The sequence below is a fragment of the Candidatus Saccharimonadales bacterium genome (assembly GCA_035758565.1).
Taxonomy (GTDB): domain Bacteria; phylum Patescibacteriota; class Saccharimonadia; order Saccharimonadales; family UBA10212; genus DASTXL01.
On the sequence record DASTXL010000001.1, the window covers coordinates 26,445 to 50,414 of the forward strand.

Below are 23,970 nucleotides of genomic sequence, written 5' to 3' on the forward strand. Positions count from 1 at the left end.
CGCGGGCAAGAATATCTCTAAGAAAGATGGTGTGTCGTGGAAGCTAGTATGCTACGAAGCTTACCCAACCAAAGCCGATGCCACGAATAGAGAACGGCGCTTAAAACAATACGGTCAAGCTCTGCGGCAGCTAAAGGCTCGAATAACTTTGGTCGATTAACTCTAGGTGCTGGGTCTGCCGGCAAATTAGTGGCGATCGGAAACGAAAAACTATGCAGCCGGCTGAGCTGAACAAATTCTTGTTTAATGATAATTTTTGGCCGGCGGCTAGAAACCGCGACATATGAAAAAACTAGCACCAAAACGCTCAACACTATTTCGTTGAAAGTGATTTGGAAGTTGGTGCCAGGAATTAAGCCTAGAACTAAAAAGAAGTTGAGCATATTATCTCAACCCTCCGCCTTTAACATTGCTTCTAGGGCAAATTCTACAACTTTATTGCTAATTTATCAATAAGATTTAGATCTCGGCGTCAAAAAAGCCAGACACTGGAAAAATCTCTTAAAAATCTGTATAATCATTTAGCTAAATGAATGAGTTTATAAGGGTGCAAGGTGCGCGCGAGCATAACCTTAAAGATATCTCGCTGGATATCCCGAGAGGCAAGCTCGTAGTAATTACCGGTTTGTCGGGTTCTGGCAAGTCCAGCCTTGCTTTTGACACGATTTACGCCGAAGGCCAGCGCCGCTATGTTGAATCCTTAAGCGCCTATGCCCGGCAGTTTTTGGGGCTGATGGAAAAGCCGGACGTTGATCAGATAGACGGTCTTAGCCCAGCCATTTCGATCGACCAAAAAAGCACCTCGCGCAACCCGCGTAGCACGGTCGCGACGGTCACCGAGATTTACGATTATTTGCGTCTGCTTTTTGCGCGAATCGGGATTCCTCATTGTCCAATAGACGGCTTGCCAGTAACTCGGCAAACAACTAACGCGGTGGTTGACCAAATCACGGCTGGCGAAGCTAACGCTCGGCTGATGATCTTAGCACCAATAGTGATTGATAAAAAAGGCGCTTTTGAGCACGTTCCAGAACAGTATATGCGCGCTGGTTTTGCTCGCGCTCGAGTTGACGGCGTTGTTTATGCATTAGACGAATTTCCAACGCTTGATAAAAAGTACAAACACCGCATCGAAATTGTTGTCGATCGAGTAGTGAACGACAAAAGCAATCGCGGTCGGCTAACGCAGAGCGTTGAGCAGGCTTTTGATATTGCCGATGGCATTTTGACAATCAATAACGCGGATACCAACCAAGACAAGCAATATAGTCTGCGCTATGCTTGTCCGAATCACCCGGATGTTGCCATTCCGGAACTAGAGCCGCGCACATTTAGCTTCAATAGTCCGCATGGTGCTTGCCCAGTTTGTACCGGTTTAGGCTCTCGGCTAGAAGTAGATCCCGAGCTGGTTATTCCTAACGGTCGACTAACAATTGCCGAAGGCGCCATCCGTCCGTATAACCGAATCAACGTGGATAACTGGTATATGAAAAAGCTGCAGGCCGTAGCGGATAAGTACGGTTTTTCTTTGCACGTGCCAACGAGTGAGTTAACCCAGGATCAACTCGATAAAATCATGTATGGTACCGGCAATGAAACCTTCCGCGTAAATATTGGAATTGGCCGTAGTTTTAATACAACCTATGAAGGCGTTGTGCCGAACTTGGAGCGCCGCCATAAAGAAACTGAGAGCGATTTTATACGTCGTGACATAGAGCGTTATATGCAAGAGCGTCCATGTCACGCCTGCGGCGGCAAACGTCTAAAGCCAGAAGTTTTGGCGGTAACAGTTGCCAACAAATCCATTATGGATATTTGCGAAATGAGTATTGACGACAGTATGGAGTTTTTCAATAGTATTCAACTTACGGAAACCCAAAAGCAAATCGCCAAACAAATTCTTAAGGAAATTTGTGCGCGGTTAAGCTTTTTGCAAGACGTTGGCCTCAATTATTTAACTCTGCTCAGAAGTGCCGTAAGTTTATCCGGCGGCGAGGCTCAGCGTATTCGCTTGGCTACACAAATCGGCAGCGGACTTCAAGGCGTACTTTATGTTTTAGACGAGCCCAGCATCGGCTTGCACCAGCGCGATAATGAGCGCTTGCTTAATACGTTGCGCCGACTGAGAGACCTTGGTAACAGCGTTCTGGTCGTGGAGCACGATGAAGAGACGATCCGTACTGCCGACCATCTAATTGACATTGGTCCAGGCGCCGGAGTCCATGGTGGCCACGTAGTAGCTACCGGAACACCGGCTCAAGTAACGAAGATCAAAAAATCTGTCACTGCCCAATATTTGAACGGCGATAAAAAAATTGCGATGCCCAAAAACAGGCGAAAAGGCAACGGCAAAAGCTTAGTTATTAAAGGTGCCCGCGAAAACAACTTGAAAAATATTGACGTTGAGATTCCGCTTGGTGAGCTGGTGGTTGTTAGCGGCGTTTCCGGTTCCGGCAAGTCAAGCTTAATTAATGACATTTTGGCCAAAGAACTTAGTGCCCGACTCATGCGCGCCCAGGCGGTGCCTGGTCGCCATGACGACATTGAAGGCATCAAGAATTTGGATAAAGCGATAGTTATCGATCAATCGCCGATCGGACGTACGCCACGCTCCAACCCAGCCACTTATACCGGCGTATTTACGCCCATTCGCGAATTATTTGCCCAAATGCCCGAAGCCAAACTACGCGGTTATACGCCGGGCCGCTTTAGCTTTAATGTTAAGGGCGGTCGCTGTGAAAACTGTTCTGGCGACGGTGTAATCAAAATCGAAATGCACTTTTTGCCAGATGTTTATGTGGCTTGTGAAGTCTGCCATGGCAAACGATACAACCGCGAAGCTCTAGAGATTCACTATAAAGGTAAAACCATTAGCGACGTGTTAGATATGACCTGCGAACAAGGCCTGGAATTTTTTGAGAACATTCCCGCTATTGCCCGCAAATTGCAAACACTAGTTGATGTGGGGTTGGGATATATAACGCTTGGTCAACCGGCTACCACGCTGTCTGGCGGTGAAGCCCAACGTATAAAACTGGCCAGCGAATTATCTCGTCGACCCACCGGGCGCACGCTTTATATCTTAGACGAGCCAACAACTGGCTTGCACATGGCTGATGTTGATAAACTCTTGAATGTTTTGCACGCGTTGGTCGACGCGGGCAATAGCATGGTGGTGATTGAACACAACTTAGATGTAATTAAAAACGCCGATCACATTATCGACATGGGTCCTGAAGGTGGTGCGGCGGGGGGCCAAATAGTGGCCACTGGCACCCCGGAGCAAATAGCCAAGGCTAGCAATAGCTTCACCGGCCAGTTCCTCAAAAAAATGCTCTAACTATTTTTTGAATAAGTAGCGTAGTTCGGTGCGCAAATTGCGCATGAGTTCACGGCGGCGGCTGCCGCTTCTAAAGATTTCAATCAGAACGGTGCCGCTAGTTATTACCATAGCCAAAACAACCAACAGGACAATGTAATGGTCCAGGTTTGGCACGCGCCGGCCAACCCAGTAAGCAGCCAGCGTAACAATAACCGACCAAGCTACGCCTCCTAAAATGTTGTAGACCAAAAACTTGCGTTTATCCATGCGGCCCATGCCGGCTACTAGCGGCACAACGGTGCGGACAACCACTATAAAGCGGGCAAAAATGACAGTTTTGCGACCGTGTTTAGCAAAGAAGTTTTCGGTTCGCTCTAAATATTCTTTTCTAAAAAGCCCGTCTTCACGCTGGAAAAACTTGGGACCAGCCCGATATCCAATTTGGTAGCCGCTCTGATATCCCAAAATAGCGGCAACTGCAGCAACGGGCAATATGGCGGCCAGCGGTAGCTTGCCCTCGGCGGCTAGCACGCCCGCTGCAATTAGAAGAGTGTCGCCCGGTAAAAAGAAACCAATCAATAGCCCGGTCTCGGCAAAAACAATCAGTCCAATTAAAAGCAAACCGCCGATTTCACTACCAGTTTGCAGGAGGTGGTTGACGTTAAGCATCGCCCTAATTGTATCAGTAAAAGCTTGAGAATTTGTTATAATAAGCGTAGCAAAAAGGGAGTATTTGTTTTCATGACCGATATTGATCAACCGTTAGTGTTAACCAACCGCCAAACTGTAGGCAAGGGCCTGAATAGCCTCCGTGGCGATGGTTTAGTTCCGGGCGTAATTCACAACCATGGTGAGCAGTCGGTGCACATTAGTGTACCAGCTAGCGACCTAGTTCGTTTTTATCGCGAAGCTGGCAAGCATCATCCGCTCAATTTGAACGTCGGCTCCCAGAAATTTTTAGCACTCATTAAAGACGTGCACTACAATCCGGTCAAGCGCCGTCCGGACCACGTAGTCTTTCAGGCTATCCGCCAAGACGAAAAGGTAGAAGCCGAAGTTCCAGTTCGCCTTGAGGGTGAAATCCCTGCCGAAAAAGTCGGCTTAATGGTCTTGCATCAACTAGACGCCGTGCAAATTGAGGCATTGCCAAAGGATTTGCCGGACGAACTTATCGTGGATGCTACCAAGCTAGCTGAACTTCACGACAAATTAACAGTCGCCGACGTCCGGGTTCCAAGCGGTGTGACCATTCTGACTGACGCCGAACATCCAATTGCCACGGTTGTTGAAACCAAAGCTATGATGAGTGAAGAGGCAGAATCTGAAGCCGGCGAAACCGCCGAAGGCGAGGGTGAAACTGGCAACGAACCAGCTGCCGCCGAAGCCGCCGGCCAAGAGTCGACTGACAATAAGTAGTTCTTTTCAAAGAACCAAATATTTATCTACTTTGTATCGACAAAGTAGCAAAACGACCGGGCTGCGTTTGAACCGGATTGAAGTTACGTAAAACAAAATCTGCGCCAAAAGAACTCTCCTCGGTCGGCCCCTCGCCTTATTTACAGGAGATTCGGGACTGACTTTTGGCTGGACTCAGATTTTGCTTTCCATAATTCATCTGTTCAAGCCGATGCCCGGACCCATTCATTCCTTATTTTCGAGACTCGAGCCAACTGAGTAAACGAGCGAATAACTAAAAGTCTGAAGCGAGGGCTGTCTGAGGCGCCAAACCGCAAGTTCCGCAGACTTCACTTTTAGTTATGAAGCGAGAGGACAGCGTGTTAGCGAATGTCTCGAGAGTTTTGCCCAACTTTGGCGGCACAAAGTTGGAAAATATTGGCTATTCTTCTAAGAATCCACCAGATTGGCGCGACCACAATTTAGCGTAAACGCCTTTATGGCCCAGAAGTTCTTTGTGCGAGCCTTGTTCTACGATTTTCCCATTATCCAAAACTACTATTCGATCCATGTGTTGGATGGTGCTCAAGCGGTGGGCAATTACAATTGCGGTGCGGCCTTCCATTAGCTTCCATAGAGCGTCTTGGATCAACTTCTCGCTTTCAGAATCCAGGGCGCTGGTGGCTTCGTCGAGAACCAGAATAGGAGCGTTTTTGATCATGGCTCTGGCAATAGCTACGCGCTGGCGTTGGCCGCCAGAAAGTTTTACACCGCGCTCGCCGACCATTGTGTCATAACCTTGCGGCAAATCCTTGATGAACTCGTGAGCGTGAGCAGCTTTAGCGGCTTTGATGATTTCCGCTTGGCTAGCGTCGGGTTTGCCATAGCCAATGTTCTCGGCGATGCTTCGATGGAATAGCAGCGGTTCTTGCGGTACGTAGGCGATGTGGGAGCGCAAATCTTCCTGGGTCGCATCGCATATGTTAGTGTCGTCAATTAGTATTTGCCCGCCCTGAATGTTCATGAAACGCAGGATTAGTTTGGTGACGGTTGTTTTGCCACCGCCGCTATGACCAACGAGCCCGACTTTTTTGCCGCCGGGGACCGTAAAGCTTAGGTCCGGTAGAACTACGCGGCTCTTATTATCGGCATAACCAAATCGGACGTGATCGAATACAATCGAACCATTTTTAATATTAATTTTTTCGGGATTTTCAGGATCTTGAACTTCTGGTTTTAGTTCCAGAATTTCTGTCATTTCACCAGCATCGCCCAAAGCTTTGTTTATGTTTCGGACCACGCGGCCAAACTGCCACAGCCGGCCCGAAATTGCGGAAGTGTAAGAAATGGCCAAAACCAAAACACTGACTTTGGTGTGAAAATGCGTTATCGCCAAAAGCCCAGCCCCAAAAGCAATAATATTAATCGTTGCCGTCATGCTGTGACTCATAATTTCCGTTTTCATGGCGTAGCGGAACAACTTGATTGAGGCGTCGTACTTTTCGTTCGTTACTTTTTTGAATCTATTAAGTTCAAGTTTTTCTGAGGCGAAAGTACTAATGGTATTGACGTTGGTAATAGCGTCGGCCAGCACGGCCGTTTGGTCGCTTTGACGCGCAGCTTCGCGGCGATTGTACGGAACTTGCCCGCGCGCTCGGCGATAAATTATCGAAAGATAGGTAACGCTGACGAGAGTTAGTACGGCCGCATAAGCTGGAGAAGCAAATAGCAAGAAAATTATCGAGGCGATAATGGTGGCTAAACCGCTGGTTATATCCCAAATAAGGCTGTCCATCAAAGTCTCGTAAGAGTTAATAAAGCGATTTGTTTGAGTCACCAAGGCACCGCCGAAATGATTAGTATGGAACCGGTAGCCAAGGTTTTGGATAAAATCGAACACGCGATTAGCGATATCGCGCATAACCTTGACTTCGTAGAGCCAAACACAAATGACTTGTGTTCTCCACAAAACAACACCCGCAAGCATAAAAGCCGCGTAAGCAATCAGATAACCGGATAAGTCCGAGAACTGAAGCTGCCCGCCAGTGCTATAAACATTTTGCAAAGTATTAAAAGCCTTAGCGATGATGAACGGCGGGACAATATCTTGGATGATTACGGCAGCGGCCGCACCGAAAACGCCGGCGAAGAATAGCCACCGGTAAGGTTTGGTGTGTAGCCAATATTCCTTAACTGTAAGTTTAGTTGTTGACATAATCGCGGCCTCCTGCCGCGAGTGTTCTTAATTGTTTAGAAAATTTTTTGGGTTTGCTTTGAGAGTTAAAGGCCAAGAGCGGCCTGGTCAAAGTTGATTTTTAGTGTTTCCATTTAGCCGCTCCTTTCTACCTTTAAATTAATAATGCTAAAGTTAAGGTTAACACAAGGGTTCGACCTCTTACAAACAGATTAGCAAGAATGTTATAATTAACAGAGTGGAGAAAATAATTCTTTATTATAAATTCGTGCCGGTTGCCGATCCGGAGACGGTGATGCATTGGCAAAAAACTTTGGCCGGTGATTTAGGTTTGCGTGGCCGGATTTTGATTAGCAAGCATGGAATTAACGGCACTTTGGGCGGTGATGTTGAAGCTTTGAAAAGCTACGTCAAAGCCATGAATCTGCACAGCTCGTTTAAGAATATTAAATACAAGTGGAGCGACGGCGGAGTGAGTGATTTTCCACGTTTGAGCGTTAAAGTTCGTGACGAAATTGTAACTTTTGGCGTGCCGGAGGAAATCAAAGTTGATGAATCCGGAGTAGTCGGCGGCGGCAAGCACTTAAAGCCGCACGAGGTCCACAAATTAGTCAAAGAGCGGGGCGAAGAAGTTGTATTTATGGATGGCCGCAACGCTTATGAGGCAGCGATTGGCAAGTTCAAAAACGCCAAGGTTCCGAATACCCGCACAACTCGCGACTTTATTAAGGAGCTGGAAAAACCAGAGTATAAAGAGCTGAAAGATAAGCCGATTGTTACTTACTGCACCGGGGGTATCCGCTGCGAAATTCTTTCGACGCTCATGAAAAACCGTGGATTTAGCGAGGTATATCAAATCGATGGCGGCATTGCCAAATATGGAGGAGTCTATGGTGATGATGGTTTTTGGGAAGGCAAGATGTATGTTTTTGATAAGCGTATGAAAGTTACTTTCTCTGACAAGTCAAAAGACATTGGCCAGTGCGTGCACTGTGAATCTAAAACCAGCAATTACGAGAACTGCGCGCTAAAATCCTGCAATAATCTGGTTTTAATTTGTGAAGATTGTTTGCAGAATGATACTACTTGCAGCACCAGATGTGCCCAAGAGCTAGCTGCTCAAGCAGTTTAATTTTTATTTATGAATAAAGCTATTGAAGCAAAACTTAAAGACTTGCCGCCGCGGCCCGGCGTTTATTTTCATAAAGACGCCAGCGGAGCCATTATTTACATTGGTAAAGCGGCGAGCTTGCGCAACCGTGTCAGGCAGTACTTTCAGCAAAGCCGATATCGGGATCCAAAAACTGACATTTTAGTTAACGAAATCGCTGACATTGATTGGACGGAGGTTGAGACTGAAGCCGACGCGCTGTTTCTAGAGGCGGAACTAGTGCGACGATACATGCCGCGCTTTAATATTTTGCTTCGCGACGACAAAAGCCAACTTTATGTGCGCATTGATATCAAAAGCGATTACCCAACAGTCACTTTAGTTCGTCGGCCGCTGGACGACGGTGCCGAATATTTCGGTCCGTTTATTAATAGTCTGGCGATTAAAAAAGCTTTGCGTTATTTGCGCCGGGCTTTTCCGTACGCCACCAGCCGGCCGGTTGGAGCTAAGCGCGCCAATCTTCATTATCATCTTGGACTTGATCCAGGCCTGGAAGAAGGACGAACCAGCCTAGAAGACTATCGTGCCAATTTGCGCAAGCTAATGCTGTACTTGCACGGCAAGCGCGTAGCGTTGGTGCGTGATATTGAACGCGATATGAAAGCGGCGGCTAAGGCCCAAGATTTTGAAAAGGCGGCAAAATTGCGTAATCAGCTTTTTTCGCTGCAACAACTTAATCGGCAAATTCTATTTGGCGACCGCGAATTGCAGGACGCCGCTAAAGACGAAGCCTTAAGCGGCCTAGGGCTTTTGCTTGGCTTGACGGCTCCGCCGCGCCGCATCGAGGGCTTTGATATATCTCATATGCAGGGCACCGATACGGTTTCCAGTATGGTGGTCTTTGACAGCGGCGTGCCTAATAAAACGGCTTACCGCAAGTTTAAAATGCGATTAGCCGGCAACGATGATTTTGCTCACATGGCCGAGACGGTAGCGCGCCGTTTACGTGAAGACAACCGCAAAAAGTGGGGCGTTGCCGACCTAATGCTAATAGATGGCGGTAAAGGCCAGCTCTCCGCGGCCCTAAACGCACGCAATATGGCCGGTTTGACCAAAATTCCGATGGTGGGCTTAGCCAAGCGCGAAGAAGAAATTATTATCAGCCGCGAGGGCAGTCTGCCGGGTATCGATATCACTGCCGTTATCAATTGCGCCACCAAGTTAGGAGCTTACGTCTCTGATTCAGACAACTACCTTTCTATTTTACTGCCCAAGGATTCGCCGATAGTTAAACTGCTGCAACGCATTCGCGACGAGTCTCATCGTTTTGCCGTTAGCTATCACACGGTGCTTAAGCGGGGCCGCCAAACTATGAGCCTGCTTGACGAAGTGCCCGGAGTTGGACCTTTAACGCGCAAAAAACTTATCAAATCTTTTGGCTCTGTGCGTGGTGTGTCGACTGCCAGCCAAGCAGAAATCGCTGCAGTGATTGGCGCCAAAAAAGCGGCTATTTTAAAACAGCATTTGGATGATCGCGATGTTAAAGCCTGATTTTTTTGCCAACAACCGAGCCAAGCTTAGAGCCGCCTTTCCAGACGACAAGTTATTTTTATTTACGGCTAACTTAGCAACGCAGCGTACCGAATCCAGCACTTATAAATTTCGCCAAAACAACAACTTTTGGTATTTGACCGGAATCAGCGAGCCAAATGTTCTGCTTTTGATGGACGGCGACAAAGAGTTTTTGGTATTGCCCGAACTTGACGAAGTACAGCTGCTTTTTGGCGGGGCTATTAACAAAGAAAGATTGAGCCAAGTTTCCGGCGTAGATAGCTTCTTGACTGACGCCGAGGCTCGAAACAGGATTTCTGGCCGCAATCGTGTTGTGACATTAGTGCCGCTACCCGCTTTTAATCCAAGCGAAAACTCGTTCAGCAATCCCGCCGAACGCCGGCTAACTGACCGCATTAAAAGAACGTTGCCCAAGCCCGATATTATTGACGCGCGTCCGGTAATAGCCAAAATGCGCTCCATTAAGCAGGATGCCGAGATTCAGGCTATAAAGGCCGCGATAAAAATTTCTACGGTTGCCTTTAAAAAGATCGAGCAGGGAATTGATGGCTTTAAAAACGAGAAAGACATTGAACGGCTTTTGAGCGCCGAGTTCGCCCTGGCTGGAGCCGAGCACGCCTATGATCCAATTGTTGCTAGTGGCATAAACGCCTGCACGCTTCACTATAATGCCAATAGTCAGCCGCTATCATCTGGCCGAGCTGTGCTGATTGATGCCGGCGCCGAACTTAATAATTACGCGGCTGACATCACCCGGACTTATTTTGTTGGTAAGTCATCTATCCGCCAGCAAGAGATTTATCGAGCAGTCGCCGAAATTAAAAAGTTCGCTCTCGGCCAGCTAAAGGCAGGCCTAGCTTGGCGCGACTATGAGCTGGCTAACTTGGACTTTGCAGCCGAAAAACTGCATGAACTCGGCGTAATTAAAGAAAAGGACCGCAAACTAGCTCGCCGCTATTATCCGCATGCCACCAGCCATTCGCTGGGACTGGAAGTCCATGATGTCGGCATTGACCACGGGCAGTCTCTGCAGGCCGGCATGGTAATTACCGTTGAGCCGGGCCTTTACATTAAGGAAGAACAAATCGGCGTCCGGCTAGAAGACGATGTGCTTATCACCCACCAGGGCATAGTTAACCTGGCTAATTAAGTACTTATCTAGCCCGCTGTAAATTGTTACAATAATAGGTATGACAAAGCACCTCCTGACCCGCTTTTTGTTGCGCTGGGCTGTGTCTAGCTTGGGTCTTTTTATTGCTGCCGGTATTCTAGGCGACAACAACTTTGGAATTGGTGATAATTTCACCGGTCAGGTTTTGATAGCTGGTCTTGTTCTGTCGATAGTCAACATGGCCATTAAGCCGTTTTTAATTATTTTGTCTTTTCCGGCGATTGTCTTAAGCCTCGGACTATTCATGTTGATAGTTAACGGTGCAGTTATTTTGCTAGCTAGCTGGATAGATAACGCAATTTATGTACGCAACTTTGGCGTGGCTATCGTTGTTGGCATAATTTTGGGCTTGGTTAATTTTTTAGTAACGCGGATTTTGGAGGATAAATAAAGTGAGTGCCTGGAATTATATAACAATCGTCAGTGTAGTTTTGCTAACCATTTTAATTTTGGTCCAGACTCGCGGGGCGTCTTTGGGAGCCGGCTTAGGTGGCGGCAGCGAGGTGAATACAGTTCGCCGCGGTTCAGATAAAACCCTGCACCAACTGACCATTATCATGGTATTCGTCTTTGGGGCGAGCATCATAGTCGGCATAGTGGCTAAATAGGTCTTTTTAAAGGGTGGCAGATTTTTGATGAGAGGTATCGATCAAGCAACTAAACGCCGCTTTAAGCGCAGCTTCCGCCAAAAACGTCGGAATACGTTAGAGTCTGTTTATCAAGCTGACGATAAAATTGAGAAATTACTCATTCGTCGCTTTGATCGGCTAGTTTACGTGCGCCGATTTGTATTCTTGTGGATCCTAATTTTTGCCGTTATGATTTTGATTACCATTGGTCAAATTCGTGGCCTGTCTGCTTACTACCAAACGCTCAAACCAATTCCCGGCGGCTTATACACCGAAGGTTTACTGGGTAACTTCACCAATGCCAATCCGCTGTTTGCTACCGGCGCGGCCGACACGGCTGTTTCGCGACTGGTTTTTTCTGGCCTTTTTAAGTACGACGCCTCTAATAATTTAGTTGGTGCTTTAGCTACCGGCTACGACTTAGATGCTTCACAAAAAGTTTACACCGTGCACTTGCGTCACGGGGTTACCTGGCAAGACGGCAAACCATTCACGGCCGACGACGTAGTCTACACATACAGCACGATCCAAAATATCAATGCTCAATCAGCGCTTTATAGCAGTTGGCAGGGCATAAATGTTATCAAAAAAGATAACTACACCGTAGTGTTTCAGCTGCCCGATGCACTGAGCTCTTTTCCTTATTCGCTAACCAACGGCATTGTGCCCAAGCATCTGTTAAATAAAATCCCGCTCGAGCAGCTTAGAAGCGCGCCGTTCAACACCGATCCAGTCGGCACCGGCCCCTTTGTTTGGAAGTATGTAGAGGTTACCGGCAGCACAGTTGATTCACGCCAACAACGCATTAGTTTTTCGGCCAACTCTAAATACTGGGGGGGTAAACCAAAGCTCGATGGCTTAAGTCTGATTACCTTCAATGGCGACGATCAGATGATTAGCGCTTTTGAAAAGAAACAGCTTAATGCCATGAGTGGTCTAGATACCGTACCGCCCGAACTCGCCAGCGATAACTCGGTCCAAGTTTATAACACCCCGCTAACCACTGCGGTCATGGCCTTTTATAATAATTCCAAGCCGGCGCTAAATGATGTTAATGTGCGCAAAGCTTTGTCCGCTGGGGTTGATCGTGGGCGGTTGGTTAATCTATTGGGCTCACCGGTTAAGCTTGTAGATGAACCATTGCTAAAAGGCCAATTAGGCTATGATCCAAAGGCTGCCGAACCGGCTTACAGTATTAGCTCGGCGGACAATTACTTTAAGCAAGCCGGTTACACCAAGGGTGGCGATGGCTTGTGGCAGAAGGGCGGCCAGCCGCTGGAGTTGACTATTAGTGCCCAAAACACTGCTAACTACACTCATGTTGCGGAGTTCTTGCAAGAGCAGTGGAACAAGCTTGGTGTCAAAATTAACATCAATTACTACAGCAGCGATGATTTGCAAACTTCAATAATTGGCGGCCACGATTACGACATTTTGCTTTACGGCGTCAGCATTGGAGTTGATCCAGACGTGTTTGCTTATTGGGATAGTTCCCAGGCGAGCCTAACTAGCCAAGGTCATCTGAACCTGAGCGAGTATAAATCCAAGGCCGCCGATACGGATATCGAAGCTGGCCGTACCCGTTCAGATCCAACAATTAGGGCGGTGAAGTATAGAGCTTTTGATGCTCAATGGGCTAGCGATATGCCAGCCCTGGGACTTTATCAGCCAAACTATCTATACGTAACCCGCGGGCCGGTATTTAACTATGAGCGCAAAGCCGACAATTTTTCTAGCGACCGTTTCTACAATGTGGCCGATTGGGAGATCCGCCAGCAGCGAGTCACTAACCCTTAAGCATTGCCTCTTTTGCCCATCTGTAATAAAATTACCTCTGTTACCGAAAAAATTGTGGCGCTTTAGCTCAGTTGGTAGAGCAGAGGCCTGAAGAGCCTTGTGTCCCCAGTTCGAGTCTGGGAGGCGCCACCAGCTTAAATCGTGACCTCGGCTTCCGTAGTTTTGCCAAAAACTACTTCCAGCCTTCGCACGTTTTTACGCTTACCAATTTTGCAAAATATTGTCGCGCAGAACTTTGCAAAATTGAGAGGAGCAACGTAGCCGGAAATCGTAGCTTTTGCCGTCAGGCAAAACAAGACATAGGCGCCAGTTGTGACGTGGGCGGATGGCGGAATTGGTAGACGCGCTACCTTGAGGTGGTAGTGTCCGCAAGGACGTGGAGGTTCAAGTCCTCTTTCGCCCACCACCGTTGTCGAACAAGACAACAAACTCAAACCAACCACCTCTGTAACAGAGGCCTTTTTTGGTTTGATGCCTAGTTGTTGGTGTTGTCGAATACGCGCTTTAGACCTTGGCCTCATCAGTTCGTGCAACGAGTTCATCTACTGTCTCGTCTACAGAATGGCTAGACGTGTCCAGCCACAATCCAATGCGTGGCGTGTGATTAGCAAACAGATCGTGCAATTGCTGAACTGAGAAATGGTCGTAACCGTTGGTGCGACGGTGCTCTTCTCTAGTCTGTATCGATGTCAGTGAGGGGAGCAGGCAGACGACGTACAGCGGGCGGCTCTTCACGAGCCTCGAGTACTCAATGAGGTATTCGCCTGCGATGACATCTTCAAGCACTACGGTGAAACCTTGCTTGAAGTATGAGTCAGCGGCCATTGCGCCCAGCTCATATCGAAGTCGGAGTTGTGTCAGAGCTTCTGGTGATGGTTCTGGTGTCATATCGGCCCTGCCGGAGACGATATGCCGCCGGAATGAGTCGCCCTCAATATGAACGCCCTGCTCGAATCTCTGCGCTAGGCGTTCAGCGACTGTCGATTTACCGGCTGCCGATGGGCCAGTAATAAGGAAGACCGCCGGCTCAGGGGGCTGTTCGTACATACGTTCGATTGTCTCACAGCTCACACACTATGAGAAGATGTTGTCAAGAAGGGCATCAAACGGTTAAGCTATCTAGAGGGTTGGCTTCCGCCGGTCTGTCTTAACTCTTTGCGGCCCCGGTCGCTCGTGGATGAGTTCTAGGAAGGACAGGAGGTCGGCCAGGGGTTCCGGCGGGTTTGAAAGATGCCCAGTTAGGACCACCAACAGGATATGGATTTTACCTCCGTATTTTGATAAAATACTTCGGTTAATGTTGACGACCCGGGCGCTTAGCTCAGTTGGCTAGAGCATCTCGTTTACACCGAGAGGGTCGGGGGTTCGAGTCCCTCAGCGCCCACCAAGCGGGTGTAGCTCAGTTGTTTAGAGCGCTTCCTTGCCAAGGAAGAGGCCAGGGGTTAGAGTCCCCTCACCCGCACCACGCATCAGCTAATTACGGCCAAACTAGAAAAACGCGCAATCAAGTGGCGCGTTTTTAGTTTGGCCTTCATTGCTGCTGCTTTTCCCCGCAAAGCCCACTAGCGTTCGGTCTTTGCGGGGACCCCAAAACAGTCTGAAGTTTATTGATCGGGCGCACCGTTTCAACTTACATCCGGTGTAGTAGGCCTCATGAGACAAAATATGTCATTTTACAGATTGAAATAAAGGTTTCAACCTTTCTGGTAAAATTTTGTTATGGCAGATTGGGTAAAAATAGTCCTGACGGCTGCAGTTACTCTTATTGGGGGCACTATTCTTTTTGGCGTTAGTGAAGTTGTCAAAGTACTCGTACTAGCTCCATTACAAAAATTTAAAGCACATGTACAGTTAACATTGGATAGAATTGATTTTTACGCAAACCGTATCACTAACCCATTCTCTGAAAATCCCACTGATGATGAGCGTCGGCTAATGGCTCAAATTCAAGCAGACTTACGATCGGCGGCGACTGGCTTAAGTTCTACGTATGTTACGATTTCGCTCCGCAAAGTATTGATTAAACTGAAGATTATTCCAAAACAAGAGGCTATTACAAAGGCTTACGGTGCCTTAATGTATTTATCAAACTCACTCCTAGTCCGTGGTCATATGGATGAAGCCGACAACCCGAGGAACAATCATGCTAAGATTGAAGAAATAAAAGCCGCTTTGTTATAACAATACTTACGGTCTGCTCAACACAAGAGTATCATCATATTTAATGGCTGTTCGAATCACCCGGATCGCCTCCATTAAAGGAGATACCAAAAAAGTAACCCTAAAGGGTGTTCTTATAGATTGGGATAGGACGGGTAGATACGATGCTGGAATGTTTAATGAACCTGAGTATGGATATATTTTGTCAGACGAAACAGGCTCCATTAAGGTAGCGCCCTTTCATGGCAATGTTGGGTATGAATACGAAATTACAGGGGAGGTCATTGGCAGCGGTGAGTATGCCACACTTTATAATCCAGAAGTAATTAGCCATGACGACAAACCTGACCTCCACAGATACCAGGCGAAGTACGAAGTGTACAACCCAGTTGGGGAAAGTCCATTTGCAAGGATGGTAGCAAAAGAAAAAGCACGAGAAGAAGAGGAAGAAAAGCAGCGGAAGATTTTGATTATTGGAGGTGTCATTCTGGTTGGCATATTGTTCTGGTGGTTTGCTTTACACAACGGCGGACACGCTACCGCTATCTGTAACGACGGCCATACTAGCTATAGTAGGCATCATAGTGGTACATGTTCGGACCATGGCGGTGTACAAGAATGGCTGGACGGCTCGGATGGTTCAGCTAGTAATAATCAATAAAGTTACACTTTCACGAACGGTGCTGCACCAAGATGACACTTAGAAGAGCTCCCTTATTTGGGAGCATTTTTGTAAATTCAACTTTGCGGAACCACTAGAGTTTGGGTGCTGTTTTGTTAACCTCTTTTAGTTTGCTAAGAATTGCTTGCAATAATTCAGATGTACCTGCAGCAATGACATATCTATTCCAGTGGCTGTCTGGCTTGGTGTAATCAAGGGCCTTACCATCTATATCACTCATGACGCCGCCGGCCTCGGTGAGGATGGCCTGCGCGGCTAAGGTATCCCATTTTCCTGCCCTTGTGCTAGTTTGCATAGCAACGTCCGCTTCCCCCGCTGCGATTAGCCCAATTTCACCCCCAAAACATGCTTCCGGAAATGCATTTTTAAAGCCGAGCCCAGCTACCGCGGCATCTAGCGGGCGAACATCTTTTTGTAGCATATTGCGTCCAGCTAAAATCGCTTCAGAAATATCAGTTATCCGGCGTACCCTTAATTGCTCAGTGATACCGTCTTTAATCCTGAATGCTCCTTTGCCAGCTTCGGCGTAATACCATTCATTACGAAAAGGTAAATAGACAACCCCAAGCATAGGTTTACTTTTTTCACACAAGCCTATCATTACTCCCGGAGTATCGCGTCCGGCTACGAAGCCTTTGGTATCGTCGAGCGGATCTACCATCCAAACACGACGTTCGTAGGAACTTGGTTGCAAAGGATTTTCTTCACTCAATATCTCATCGTTTGGAAATTCCTTACCGATTCCTTTGCGCAATAGATCGTCTGACTCTCTATCGGCTATGGTTACCGGGTCAAATTCGTCTCTTTTATAATCCACACTAAAGCTGGTGCCGTGATACTTCTTAAGGATCTCACCAGCTTGTTCCGCTAGCTGCATAGCTTTAGTGAGCTCTGCAGACATAGTTTTTTGATTACCCGTTGTCTTTTCTCTGGGAGGATTATCATCCATAAGGTTAAGTATACCCTTAGTCAGGTTACTTAATAATCACACAGTAGGTTCGCTTTCTAGGTGTAAAATAGCTTGTATATAGGAGTGTTGTATGAGAAAAATAGTTGTTATATCAATGATAAGTCTGGATGGGGTCATGCAAGCGCCGGGCGGGCCTAAGGAAGATACCAGCGGTGGCTTTAAGCTGGGCGGCTGGACCTGGCCGTATTCGGATAAAATCTCGCAGAAAATCTATAAGGACGAATTCAGCGGTGAGTACGACCTGCTGCTTGGCCGTAAGACCTACGACCTATGGGTGAATTATTGGCCAAAACAGAAAGGGCCGATAGCTGACCCATTTAATAAAGCTACAAAATACGTTGTTTCGCACCATGGTGATGGCCTGACCTGGGAAAAATCCGTATTGATTGACGGCGATGTAGTAGCCAAGCTAAAAGAGTTAAAAAGCCAGCACGGACCAATGCTCTACGTACAAGGCAGCGGCAATATGATCCAGACTTTGCTTAAAAACGATTTGGTAGACGAGTTGTGGCTGCGGATTTACCCGTTAACGCTGGGCAGCGGCAAGAAGCTGTTCGCCGAAGGCACCATACCAGCGGCATTTAAGCTGACAGACTTCAAAACCAATTCAAAAGGCATTATCTTTGCCTACTACAAAAAAGCTGGCGAAGTTAAGACGGGCACAGTCGTTTAAGCTAAAACTCTATTGCCAAAGCGGTTATACTTAGTTTATGTATATTGCTAATTTAAAAGTGCCAAAGGATCCGCGAGCTGCGCGCATATTAACACAGGCCGGATTAGTAGCCGTATTTTTGTACGCCGGTATTTCTCAGCTGCAAAAACCGTACGACTGGACTTATTACGTACCTAGTTTTATTCATTCTCTATCGCTTACAACGCTAGTTAAGGTCTTGGCTGTTTACGAACTGGTGCTGGTAGTTTGGCTGCTGAGCGGAAAATATTTAAAACTAGCCGGACTGCTATGTGCCTTAACTTTCGGCGGCATAATAGCGGTTAATCTGCACCAGCTTATAACTACATTCAGAGATATAGGCTTATTATTCATGGCACTGGCGCTGATCCTGCTGGCAGACTAGTTTGTTAAACCTCGCTTAAACTAACATCCGTCCCCTTTGACAACTCTCCTAGCAAGGCATAAGCTTTAGGTGTATAGACTTGAATCAAAAAGGATCATTATGCGAAAACAAATAACAAAAATCGGACTTATTAGTCCTATCATAGCGCTAGTCGCATTTATCAGTGCACTAGCTTTTGCCCTGCCGCCACAAGCTAGCGTACACGCGCAAGCTGCAAATTCTAATAGTAGTGCAGGGGGTTCTGGTCGTGCGTCGGCTGCTCAGGCAAACGCCCAAACACGCCTAACCGACGCCAAGCTTAAAGCTTGCCAAAATCGCGAAGCAGCCATTAACAACATAATGACTCGAATTAACACACGTGCTCAAAAGCAGTTAAATCTATTCGACACCATTGCCGCTCGGGTAGAAAATTTTTACACCACCAAAGGCAATACCGCAGACAACTATGATCAATTGGTAGCTGCTGTGAACAGTGCCAAAAGCCAAGCCCAAACTGACCTATCAACACTGCAGGGCAGCAGCACTTTTAGCTGTGATGGGAATAATCCTAGAGGAGCGGTTACAGCTTTTCAGGATTACTTAAAGACAGAAATAACAGATCTGCAAAACTATCGCTCAACTGTCAAAAGTCTGATCTTCACAGTTGCTCAAGCTAATGGTGTAACTGTTTCGGATTCAAATCAGTCAACCACACAAGGAGGGCAACAATAATGAAAAGCAAATCGCAATCAGGCTCCATAGTAGAACTGGTTTTGGTGGTAGTTGTTCTTGCGGTAATTGCCGGTGCGGGTTATCTTGTCTGGCACAAACACAACCAAAACAAGCCATCTACCACAGCTACAGCAGCTACTTCGTCTTCTGCTAGCGACCAGTCTGCGGCGGTGACTACCCCAACTGCGCCGCAGGTTAATAACGCATCGGATCTACAGAGTGCTATGCAGGCGCTCGATCAGACAGATATAACAGCAGGCAACTCAGACAGCTCACAGCTTTCTAGCCAATCCAGCGGTTTCTAAAGATATTCGCGGCTACGAACAATTCGCAGTATGATTAGCTCATGAGCGAGCGGTTAGTTTTGCAACCACCAGAAATAATCAAGGTTGAGGGTTTGCTAATTTTCTTGGCCGGCCCAATCCAGGGCGCATCTAACTGGCAACCTGTAGCCGCTGGCAAAATTCACGGTATAGACCCGAGCATAGCAGTGGCCTCGCCGCGCCGAGATTATCCAGAGGGTACTTTTGTATACGAAAAACAAGTCGATTGGGAAACATACTATTTGCGCCGGGCAGGCCGCCTCGGCGTGGTATCTTTTTGGCTAGCCGCCCAGGCAGAAGAAACACCAGGCCGGGCTTACGCTCAAACCACACGCTTCGAGCTTGCCGAGTGGAAGATGAAGCACGAGCACGAGGGCGCCAAAATCACCATCGGCATAGAAGAAGGTTTTGGCAATGCGCGCTACATCCGCCGCCGGTTCGAGCAGGATTGCCCAGAGGTTAAGATAGCCGACACACTCGAAGAAATGTGTCAAAACGCGGTTGATTTGGCTCAGGCTGCTTAGTTATTGAGAACAGGCATAGGGACGGGCATAGGCTTAACGTAGTAATTCGGGCCAAAAACGGCCCTGTCGCCTGAGGTCATATTTACCGACGGCACGTTTGGCGAATAGACCGTAACAACCATGTTGTACGTATCTGGTATGCACCAATTAGGGCAGTTGCGGTGCCAGTCAAAGTTGGTCGAATCAATAGTGAGTACGCCATCTTTTACATTGGTTTTAATGGCGCCAACATTAGCGTTGTCAAAGTACTGCAGGCTCACAGAATAGTTGTTCGCGGTCTGAAAGTTCACGCTGGCGTTCTGGCCATTCACCACTACGCTACTAAATGATTTGAGTGGTCGGACTACGGTGTGCAGATGGGCGTTGTAGCGGTCGCGCACGTTCGGCACGGTATCGGCTGCCAAAGCTCCGCCGCCAACTAGGCCGATTAGTGTTAATCCAACTAGCACACCGGTAATCCAGCCGCGAATTGGCCACTTGCGCCTAAACACCGCCATGCCAAACAGTATTATGAATATTCCCATCATGGTGCCTACAAAACCGGCCAAATAAACTAGCAAGTGCTCTTTAAGACCAACAGGGAAGAGGTTGTCGTAAACAACATTGCCGTGCACTGCTAGGTAAACTCCGCAGAATGCCAGGCCAATCAGTATCACTAGGCCCCACAGCGTAAGGCCAATGCCAATTATTTTTACGATTAGGCTAAAGATGCCGTTCACGCCGTCGCGCACGCGACTGGCGGGTTCGGCCAGGTTGCCGCTGGCCCGATGAACGGTGCCTTTGACATCGGCACGCTCCACCACTTCCTTCAGACTTTCTACGGTTATCGGTTTACCGGCCATTTGCAGTCGGTCGCTGCTAGTTTTGGCTTCCGGAACCAACAGCCACAATACGATATAAAGCAGAATACTGCCGCCCCAGGCAAAGGTGCCGATTATAAATAAGATTCTTATAAGCAATGCGTCAACGCCAAAGTAGGCGGCTATGCCGCTAGCCACGCCCGCTACCCAGGCTTTAGATGGGTCACGGAACAAGCGCCGTTCGCTTGGTGCGTTGGCGTGGGTTTTGGCTGAACTATCGTCTTCTTTAAAATCTTTGGGGTCGCCCAGCTGTTCTTTTAGGTTCTTAACGTCGGCTGGCAAAATTACTTTGTCGCCGGTTACGCCGCGTTCGCTTAGCAGCTCGGCCAGGCGTAGCTCGACTTCGTCGGCAACGTCGTCATCGTCAACTTGCTTAGCAATGGCGTCTAGATAGGCGCGCAGTTCTTTTTGAGCAGCTATGGATATAGTGAACGCCTGTCGGCCGAGGTGTACTTTGGTTACTTCATTCATTTTTAGAACCTTTCTCGAGAGTATTAATTGATGCGTGAAGTCGATGATAAGTAGTTTTTAAATCTGCTAATAATTTCTTGCCGTCGTCAGTCAGCCAGTAGTATTTGCGCGGTGGGCCTTGTTCGCTTTCTTGCCATTCATAGGCTAACAAATCGTCTTTAGCTAGTCTGTTAAGCAAAGGGTAGAGCGTGCCTTCTACTACAATCAGCTCGGCCGCGCGCAGGGAACGAATGATCTCGCTGGTATAGACCTTGCCGTCTTTTAATAGCAGCAGAACGCAGTAAACAAGCATGCCTTTACGCATCTGCACTTCGGACTGATCAACTAGGTTGCTACTTTCGTTCATATACTACTATGCTATACAAGGTAGTATGCATTGTCAACACAATACTAATGTTCTTTTTCAAGAGTACATTCTTGCCGGAACAAAATGGAGCAAATTAAGAATCATGAAGAAGAATTGCAAATGTCTTTAGCGCCGCTCAAAAAAGACTCACTCCAAAGTCGAGAGATGCCGCGAGCTTCAATTTTGGTTTTGGCGGCTGACTTCTTCGGAAATTTGTTTGATTTTTTCTAAGCGACTCTGCCAAAGCTGCGAAGCCCGGTAGAGTTCGCTGGCAGCGTTGTCTAGTTCTTTAAGCTGCACGTTGAACCTAACTTCTTTGCCTGCTTGCCTGGAAGTTACCAACCCTGCCTGCTTAAGCACGGACAAATGTTTCGCGATCGCCTGCCGGCTGATTGTCATCTGTCTCGCTAAGCCGCTGGCTGTAGCTTCGCCGCCGCTCAGCAGAGCTTCAATCAGCCTGCGGCGGCTGGGTTCAGAAATGGCGAACCATAGGTTCTCGTTGAAGGTTGAGGCTTGCATTTTATTCGGTTTCCGCGAGCTGCTTGATGTGCCCCGTAAAGTGGCCCCAGCCAGAAATGTGCTTGCCAAACAGGCTTTTCTTTTGCTCGTCGCTGAACAGCTGTTCGCCGTAGCCGCTTTCCGTCAAATGGAGTTTGGTGCCTTCGGCGTCTTTCGATAGCTTGAATTTGACCAAGGTTTTTTGGCCTACGCTGCGGGTTTCTTCATCTGGCGCGATCCAGGTGAAAGAGAACAGCTTTGGCTCATCAAGCTCAATAACTTCCATTGGGCAATCCCCGAATTTGTCCCAACCAACGGTGCCTTTGCCGCCAGGCCGTAAATCAACTATGGCTCTGTCGCCGAACCATTGGGCAGGGTCGGTCACCACCTTCCAAACAGTCTCAATCGGCGCGTTAATAGTTATTTCGCAATCAATTTTGTCGTCCATCTTTAAATCCTTACTTTATGCAACCAATTGTTGCACATTATAATTTATATTGCAACGATTACTGCAAGGTATAATCAGAGCATGAAGTCGAATTTTAGGTGGTTGGCAAAAATAGCTCTTATAACAATAGCGATATTGCTGGTGCCGCTGGTTGCTATGCAGTTTAGTGACTCGGTGGATTGGAGTGTTGGTGATTTTGTGGTTGCGGCTGTGCTCTTGTTTGCCACAGCGCTGGCGCTTGATTTGGTAATAGCAAAAATCCAAGATCAAAAGCGCAAAATTATGGCCGTGGGCTTGTTGGCGGCGGCATTTCTGTTTGTTTGGGCCGAACTGACTGTTGGAGTATTTGGAGACTAGATAATTATAAAAGCGTATCCGCTGCGAGGAGGCTCCTTGGTAGGAGCCGTCACTCGCGGCGGACTGCTCACTGCTGTCACTCGTGCACAACGACCGTCGTGCCGCGAGGCAGACGGTTGATGTAGCGCGCATACGACATCGACGGGATGTGGATGCACCCATGGCTGGGGAACAGCCCGTCGTAGTGCAGGCACTGGCCGCCGTTGAAGCAGGCGGCGTAGGGCATCGGCGCGTTGTTGTACTCGCGCGATACGAAGTCCGGCCCGAACTTGGCGTAGATGTGGAACACGCCGTCGTGGGTCGTGTACTGCACGCCATCGATGTTGCCGGCGTAGGCCACCGGTGTGCTGAGTGCCACCGTGACATTCTTGGTCACGGGGTTGAGACGCAGCACCGAGACGATGGCCGGCGACTTGCTCGCATCTACCGCCCAGCCGCTTTGGCGAGCGGCACTGATGGCCGTCTGGCTGATGTAGCTGGGCAGCCGTTCGACAGTTGCCTCGCTCCTCAGCTTGTTCCACTGGCTGCTGCCGACGACGATCCAGCCGGTGGGCCGGTAGCCCTCGGCCTTCTGCCAGCGTTGCAGGCCCGACATGGTGAGCGGGCCGAACGCGCCGTCGAACGCGCTGCCGTAGTAATCGGCGTGCACGTTCATGTGCAGGTCTTGCTGCAGCACGGTAACGGACGAGCCGTTGCTGCCGGGCTGCAGCCTGGCGGGCGAGGCCGCTAGGGACGAGTTGGCGCAAATGGCCGCGACCAGGGTCGCAGCCGCCATAGCGATGAGCCTCATAGACCCCTAAACTCCTTTCCGGATCGTAATGGACCTATGACTTAGCTGTTTTACCATAAAAATTCATTGTTGGCAATAAAATAACAGATTAGGCAAGGCCGCTAGCGTATAATTAAAAGGTGCAAGCTTACAAAAACTTCCGGCCGTTTACTGAACTCGAGGCGTGGGGATTATTCCGCTTGGCGGCGCTGGCCGAAGCGGCTGGATGGACAATTTTAATAATTGGCATTTTGTTCGAAAAATACATTGTACCGGGCAATGTAGTATCCGTACCTTTGGCCGGCAGTGTTCACGGGACTCTATTTCTTATTTATATAGCTGCCGTGGTCGTTCTTTCACCCAGCCAGGACTGGAGCCTACGCCAGACTTCAATTGCCGGCATTGCCAGTGTGCCGCCATACGGTTCGCTAGTGTTTGAGCAATGGGTCGCCCACGACCGCCGCAAATTAAACCTTAAACAATCGGTATTTTTGCTAAGCTACCGCCAGCTTGTAGACGAAAGCTAGGCAATCAAAATTCCCGCCTAATATCTTAAGCGGGAATTTTACTTAACCCTCTTGCAA

At 48.2% G+C, this 23,970-nt stretch carries 27 protein-coding genes and 4 tRNA genes; 21 read left to right on the forward strand and 10 right to left on the reverse strand.

Translation table 11 applies throughout. The features are described from left to right. Nucleotides 1–17: 17 nt before the first annotated feature. Complete coding sequence (locus VFT49_00135) at nt 18–383, reverse strand: hypothetical protein (GenBank protein ID HEU5004486.1); 366 nt, start codon at nt 381–383, stop codon at nt 18–20. Between the two features lie 146 nt (nt 384–529). On the opposite strand from VFT49_00135, the gene uvrA reads away from it, so the two are divergent. Further along, entirely contained in the window at nt 530–3,340 is a 2,811-nt protein-coding gene (uvrA, locus tag VFT49_00140; GenBank protein ID HEU5004487.1) for an excinuclease ABC subunit UvrA, read from the forward strand. On the opposite strand, the gene VFT49_00145 is transcribed toward uvrA, so the two are convergent. After that, nucleotides 3,341–3,991 (reverse strand): DedA family protein, encoded by a 651-nt coding sequence (locus VFT49_00145; protein ID HEU5004488.1) that lies wholly within the window; start codon nt 3,989–3,991, stop codon nt 3,341–3,343. A gap of 72 nt (nt 3,992–4,063) precedes the next feature. Between VFT49_00145 and VFT49_00150 the strand changes: the two genes are divergently transcribed. Continuing rightward, the gene (locus VFT49_00150) at nt 4,064–4,738 is read left to right on the forward strand and encodes a 50S ribosomal protein L25 (GenBank protein ID HEU5004489.1); all 675 of its coding nucleotides are present in this window, start codon (nt 4,064–4,066) and stop codon (nt 4,736–4,738) included. Between the two features lie 421 nt (nt 4,739–5,159). Here VFT49_00150 and VFT49_00155 read toward each other — a convergent pair whose 3' ends face one another. Next, nucleotides 5,160–6,932: an ABC transporter ATP-binding protein gene (locus VFT49_00155; GenBank protein HEU5004490.1), complete on the reverse strand. Its 1,773-nt coding sequence runs from the start codon at nt 6,930–6,932 to the stop codon at nt 5,160–5,162. A 217-nt stretch (nt 6,933–7,149) separates the two neighbouring features. Between VFT49_00155 and VFT49_00160 the strand changes: the two genes are divergently transcribed. The 8 genes from VFT49_00160 (at nt 7,150) to VFT49_00195 (ending at nt 13,597) form a co-directional block, all read left to right on the forward strand. Then, entirely contained in the window at nt 7,150–8,043 is an 894-nt protein-coding gene (locus VFT49_00160; GenBank protein HEU5004491.1) for a rhodanese-related sulfurtransferase, read from the forward strand. Nucleotides 8,044–8,052: 9 nt separating this feature from the next. Beyond that, nucleotides 8,053–9,573 carry an excinuclease ABC subunit UvrC gene (locus VFT49_00165; GenBank protein ID HEU5004492.1) on the forward strand — a complete coding sequence of 507 codons (1,521 nt, stop codon included), beginning with the start codon at nt 8,053–8,055 and terminating at the stop codon, nt 9,571–9,573. Beyond that, nucleotides 9,551–10,744 carry a Xaa-Pro aminopeptidase gene (locus VFT49_00170; GenBank protein ID HEU5004493.1) on the forward strand — a complete coding sequence of 398 codons (1,194 nt, stop codon included), beginning with the start codon at nt 9,551–9,553 and terminating at the stop codon, nt 10,742–10,744. Before VFT49_00165 ends, VFT49_00170 begins: the two co-directional genes overlap by 23 nt. Before the next feature lie 40 nt (nt 10,745–10,784). Next, on the forward strand, nt 10,785–11,156 hold the full coding sequence (locus VFT49_00175) for a phage holin family protein (protein ID HEU5004494.1): 372 nt from the start codon (nt 10,785–10,787) through the stop codon (nt 11,154–11,156). 1 nt (nt 11,157) lies between these two features. Further along, nucleotides 11,158–11,373, forward strand: coding sequence for a preprotein translocase subunit SecG (gene secG / locus VFT49_00180; protein HEU5004495.1), 216 nt, complete (start codon nt 11,158–11,160; stop codon nt 11,371–11,373). Nucleotides 11,374–11,400: 27 nt separating this feature from the next. Continuing rightward, on the forward strand, nt 11,401–13,191 hold the full coding sequence (locus VFT49_00185) for a peptide ABC transporter substrate-binding protein (GenBank protein ID HEU5004496.1): 1,791 nt from the start codon (nt 11,401–11,403) through the stop codon (nt 13,189–13,191). Nucleotides 13,192–13,247: 56 nt separating this feature from the next. Then, a tRNA-Phe gene (locus VFT49_00190) sits at nt 13,248–13,323 on the forward strand. A gap of 187 nt (nt 13,324–13,510) precedes the next feature. Continuing rightward, nucleotides 13,511–13,597, forward strand: a tRNA-Leu gene (locus VFT49_00195). A gap of 98 nt (nt 13,598–13,695) precedes the next feature. Here VFT49_00195 and VFT49_00200 read toward each other — a convergent pair. Further along, complete coding sequence (locus VFT49_00200) at nt 13,696–14,262, reverse strand: AAA family ATPase (protein HEU5004497.1); 567 nt, start codon at nt 14,260–14,262, stop codon at nt 13,696–13,698. 239 nt (nt 14,263–14,501) lie between these two features. On the opposite strand from VFT49_00200, the gene VFT49_00205 reads away from it, so the two are divergent. The 4 genes from VFT49_00205 to VFT49_00220 all read left to right on the forward strand — a co-directional run bounded on the left by VFT49_00205 (nt 14,502) and on the right by VFT49_00220 (nt 16,012). Then, nucleotides 14,502–14,578, forward strand: a tRNA-Val gene (locus tag VFT49_00205). 1 nt (nt 14,579) lies between these two features. Then, nucleotides 14,580–14,656, forward strand: a tRNA-Gly gene (locus VFT49_00210). Between the two features lie 254 nt (nt 14,657–14,910). Further along, a complete protein-coding gene (locus VFT49_00215) occupies nt 14,911–15,372 on the forward strand; it encodes a hypothetical protein (protein ID HEU5004498.1) in 462 nt (153 codons plus the stop codon). Between the two features lie 151 nt (nt 15,373–15,523). Next, nucleotides 15,524–16,012, forward strand: coding sequence for a DUF3761 domain-containing protein (locus VFT49_00220; protein HEU5004499.1), 489 nt, complete (start codon nt 15,524–15,526; stop codon nt 16,010–16,012). Nucleotides 16,013–16,106: 94 nt separating this feature from the next. On the opposite strand, the gene VFT49_00225 is transcribed toward VFT49_00220, so the two are convergent. After that, nucleotides 16,107–16,982 (reverse strand): 3'(2'),5'-bisphosphate nucleotidase CysQ, encoded by an 876-nt coding sequence (locus tag VFT49_00225; GenBank protein HEU5004500.1) that lies wholly within the window; start codon nt 16,980–16,982, stop codon nt 16,107–16,109. Between the two features lie 91 nt (nt 16,983–17,073). On the opposite strand from VFT49_00225, the gene VFT49_00230 reads away from it, so the two are divergent. The 5 genes from VFT49_00230 to VFT49_00250 all read left to right on the forward strand — a co-directional run bounded on the left by VFT49_00230 (nt 17,074) and on the right by VFT49_00250 (nt 19,637). Beyond that, nucleotides 17,074–17,676, forward strand: coding sequence for a dihydrofolate reductase family protein (locus VFT49_00230; protein ID HEU5004501.1), 603 nt, complete (start codon nt 17,074–17,076; stop codon nt 17,674–17,676). A 37-nt stretch (nt 17,677–17,713) separates the two neighbouring features. Beyond that, nucleotides 17,714–18,079, forward strand: coding sequence for a hypothetical protein (locus VFT49_00235; GenBank protein HEU5004502.1), 366 nt, complete (start codon nt 17,714–17,716; stop codon nt 18,077–18,079). A gap of 99 nt (nt 18,080–18,178) precedes the next feature. Then, the gene (locus tag VFT49_00240) at nt 18,179–18,790 is read left to right on the forward strand and encodes a hypothetical protein (protein ID HEU5004503.1); all 612 of its coding nucleotides are present in this window, start codon (nt 18,179–18,181) and stop codon (nt 18,788–18,790) included. Beyond that, complete coding sequence (locus tag VFT49_00245) at nt 18,790–19,095, forward strand: hypothetical protein (protein HEU5004504.1); 306 nt, start codon at nt 18,790–18,792, stop codon at nt 19,093–19,095. Before VFT49_00240 ends, VFT49_00245 begins: the two co-directional genes overlap by 1 nt. A 41-nt stretch (nt 19,096–19,136) precedes the next feature. After that, nucleotides 19,137–19,637: a hypothetical protein gene (locus tag VFT49_00250; GenBank protein HEU5004505.1), complete on the forward strand. Its 501-nt coding sequence runs from the start codon at nt 19,137–19,139 to the stop codon at nt 19,635–19,637. Here the strand turns inward: VFT49_00250 and VFT49_00255 are convergent. The 4 genes from VFT49_00255 to VFT49_00270 form a co-directional block, all read right to left on the reverse strand. After that, nucleotides 19,634–20,968, reverse strand: coding sequence for a PspC domain-containing protein (locus tag VFT49_00255; protein HEU5004506.1), 1,335 nt, complete (start codon nt 20,966–20,968; stop codon nt 19,634–19,636). The genes VFT49_00250 and VFT49_00255 overlap by 4 nt on opposite strands. Further along, on the reverse strand, nt 20,961–21,314 hold the full coding sequence (locus tag VFT49_00260) for a PadR family transcriptional regulator (GenBank protein ID HEU5004507.1): 354 nt from the start codon (nt 21,312–21,314) through the stop codon (nt 20,961–20,963). The genes VFT49_00255 and VFT49_00260 overlap by 8 nt, the downstream gene beginning before the upstream one ends. A gap of 177 nt (nt 21,315–21,491) precedes the next feature. Further along, the gene (locus VFT49_00265) at nt 21,492–21,833 is read right to left on the reverse strand and encodes a metalloregulator ArsR/SmtB family transcription factor (GenBank protein HEU5004508.1); all 342 of its coding nucleotides are present in this window, start codon (nt 21,831–21,833) and stop codon (nt 21,492–21,494) included. Nucleotide 21,834: 1 nt separating this feature from the next. Continuing rightward, the gene (locus VFT49_00270) at nt 21,835–22,260 is read right to left on the reverse strand and encodes an SRPBCC domain-containing protein (GenBank protein ID HEU5004509.1); all 426 of its coding nucleotides are present in this window, start codon (nt 22,258–22,260) and stop codon (nt 21,835–21,837) included. Nucleotides 22,261–22,341: 81 nt separating this feature from the next. Between VFT49_00270 and VFT49_00275 the strand changes: the two genes are divergently transcribed. After that, nucleotides 22,342–22,617: a hypothetical protein gene (locus VFT49_00275; protein HEU5004510.1), complete on the forward strand. Its 276-nt coding sequence runs from the start codon at nt 22,342–22,344 to the stop codon at nt 22,615–22,617. Between the two features lie 76 nt (nt 22,618–22,693). Here the strand turns inward: VFT49_00275 and VFT49_00280 are convergent, their stop codons facing one another. Continuing rightward, the gene (locus tag VFT49_00280) at nt 22,694–23,392 is read right to left on the reverse strand and encodes a L,D-transpeptidase family protein (GenBank protein HEU5004511.1); all 699 of its coding nucleotides are present in this window, start codon (nt 23,390–23,392) and stop codon (nt 22,694–22,696) included. 134 nt (nt 23,393–23,526) lie between these two features. Here VFT49_00280 and VFT49_00285 point away from each other — a divergent pair, with 134 nt between their 5' ends. Beyond that, nucleotides 23,527–23,913 carry a DUF3817 domain-containing protein gene (locus tag VFT49_00285; protein ID HEU5004512.1) on the forward strand — a complete coding sequence of 129 codons (387 nt, stop codon included), beginning with the start codon at nt 23,527–23,529 and terminating at the stop codon, nt 23,911–23,913. Nucleotides 23,914–23,970: the final 57 nt, after the last annotated feature.

Excerpts from the sequence above, each read along its gene's own strand:
- VFT49_00135 (HEU5004486.1), bottom strand. The coding sequence starts at position 383 with ATGCTCAACTTCTTTTTAGTTCTAGGCTTAATTCCTGGCACCAACTTC.
- uvrA (HEU5004487.1), top strand. The coding sequence starts at position 530 with ATGAATGAGTTTATAAGGGTGCAAGGTGCGCGCGAGCATAACCTTAAA.
- VFT49_00145 (HEU5004488.1), bottom strand. The coding sequence starts at position 3,991 with ATGCTTAACGTCAACCACCTCCTGCAAACTGGTAGTGAAATCGGCGGT.
- VFT49_00150 (HEU5004489.1), top strand. The coding sequence starts at position 4,064 with ATGACCGATATTGATCAACCGTTAGTGTTAACCAACCGCCAAACTGTA.
- VFT49_00155 (HEU5004490.1), bottom strand. The coding sequence starts at position 6,932 with ATGTCAACAACTAAACTTACAGTTAAGGAATATTGGCTACACACCAAA.
- VFT49_00165 (HEU5004492.1), top strand. The coding sequence starts at position 8,053 with ATGAATAAAGCTATTGAAGCAAAACTTAAAGACTTGCCGCCGCGGCCC.
- VFT49_00170 (HEU5004493.1), top strand. The coding sequence starts at position 9,551 with ATGATCGCGATGTTAAAGCCTGATTTTTTTGCCAACAACCGAGCCAAG.
- VFT49_00175 (HEU5004494.1), top strand. The coding sequence starts at position 10,785 with ATGACAAAGCACCTCCTGACCCGCTTTTTGTTGCGCTGGGCTGTGTCT.
- VFT49_00185 (HEU5004496.1), top strand. The coding sequence starts at position 11,401 with ATGAGAGGTATCGATCAAGCAACTAAACGCCGCTTTAAGCGCAGCTTC.
- VFT49_00215 (HEU5004498.1), top strand. The coding sequence starts at position 14,911 with ATGGCAGATTGGGTAAAAATAGTCCTGACGGCTGCAGTTACTCTTATT.
- VFT49_00220 (HEU5004499.1), top strand. The coding sequence starts at position 15,524 with ATGTTTAATGAACCTGAGTATGGATATATTTTGTCAGACGAAACAGGC.
- VFT49_00225 (HEU5004500.1), bottom strand. The coding sequence starts at position 16,982 with ATGGATGATAATCCTCCCAGAGAAAAGACAACGGGTAATCAAAAAACT.
- VFT49_00230 (HEU5004501.1), top strand. The coding sequence starts at position 17,074 with ATGAGAAAAATAGTTGTTATATCAATGATAAGTCTGGATGGGGTCATG.
- VFT49_00235 (HEU5004502.1), top strand. The coding sequence starts at position 17,714 with ATGTATATTGCTAATTTAAAAGTGCCAAAGGATCCGCGAGCTGCGCGC.
- VFT49_00240 (HEU5004503.1), top strand. The coding sequence starts at position 18,179 with ATGCGAAAACAAATAACAAAAATCGGACTTATTAGTCCTATCATAGCG.
- VFT49_00245 (HEU5004504.1), top strand. The coding sequence starts at position 18,790 with ATGAAAAGCAAATCGCAATCAGGCTCCATAGTAGAACTGGTTTTGGTG.
- VFT49_00250 (HEU5004505.1), top strand. The coding sequence starts at position 19,137 with ATGAGCGAGCGGTTAGTTTTGCAACCACCAGAAATAATCAAGGTTGAG.
- VFT49_00255 (HEU5004506.1), bottom strand. The coding sequence starts at position 20,968 with ATGAATGAAGTAACCAAAGTACACCTCGGCCGACAGGCGTTCACTATA.
- VFT49_00260 (HEU5004507.1), bottom strand. The coding sequence starts at position 21,314 with ATGAACGAAAGTAGCAACCTAGTTGATCAGTCCGAAGTGCAGATGCGT.
- VFT49_00265 (HEU5004508.1), bottom strand. The coding sequence starts at position 21,833 with ATGCAAGCCTCAACCTTCAACGAGAACCTATGGTTCGCCATTTCTGAA.
- VFT49_00270 (HEU5004509.1), bottom strand. The coding sequence starts at position 22,260 with ATGGACGACAAAATTGATTGCGAAATAACTATTAACGCGCCGATTGAG.
- VFT49_00275 (HEU5004510.1), top strand. The coding sequence starts at position 22,342 with ATGAAGTCGAATTTTAGGTGGTTGGCAAAAATAGCTCTTATAACAATA.
- VFT49_00280 (HEU5004511.1), bottom strand. The coding sequence starts at position 23,392 with ATGGCGGCTGCGACCCTGGTCGCGGCCATTTGCGCCAACTCGTCCCTA.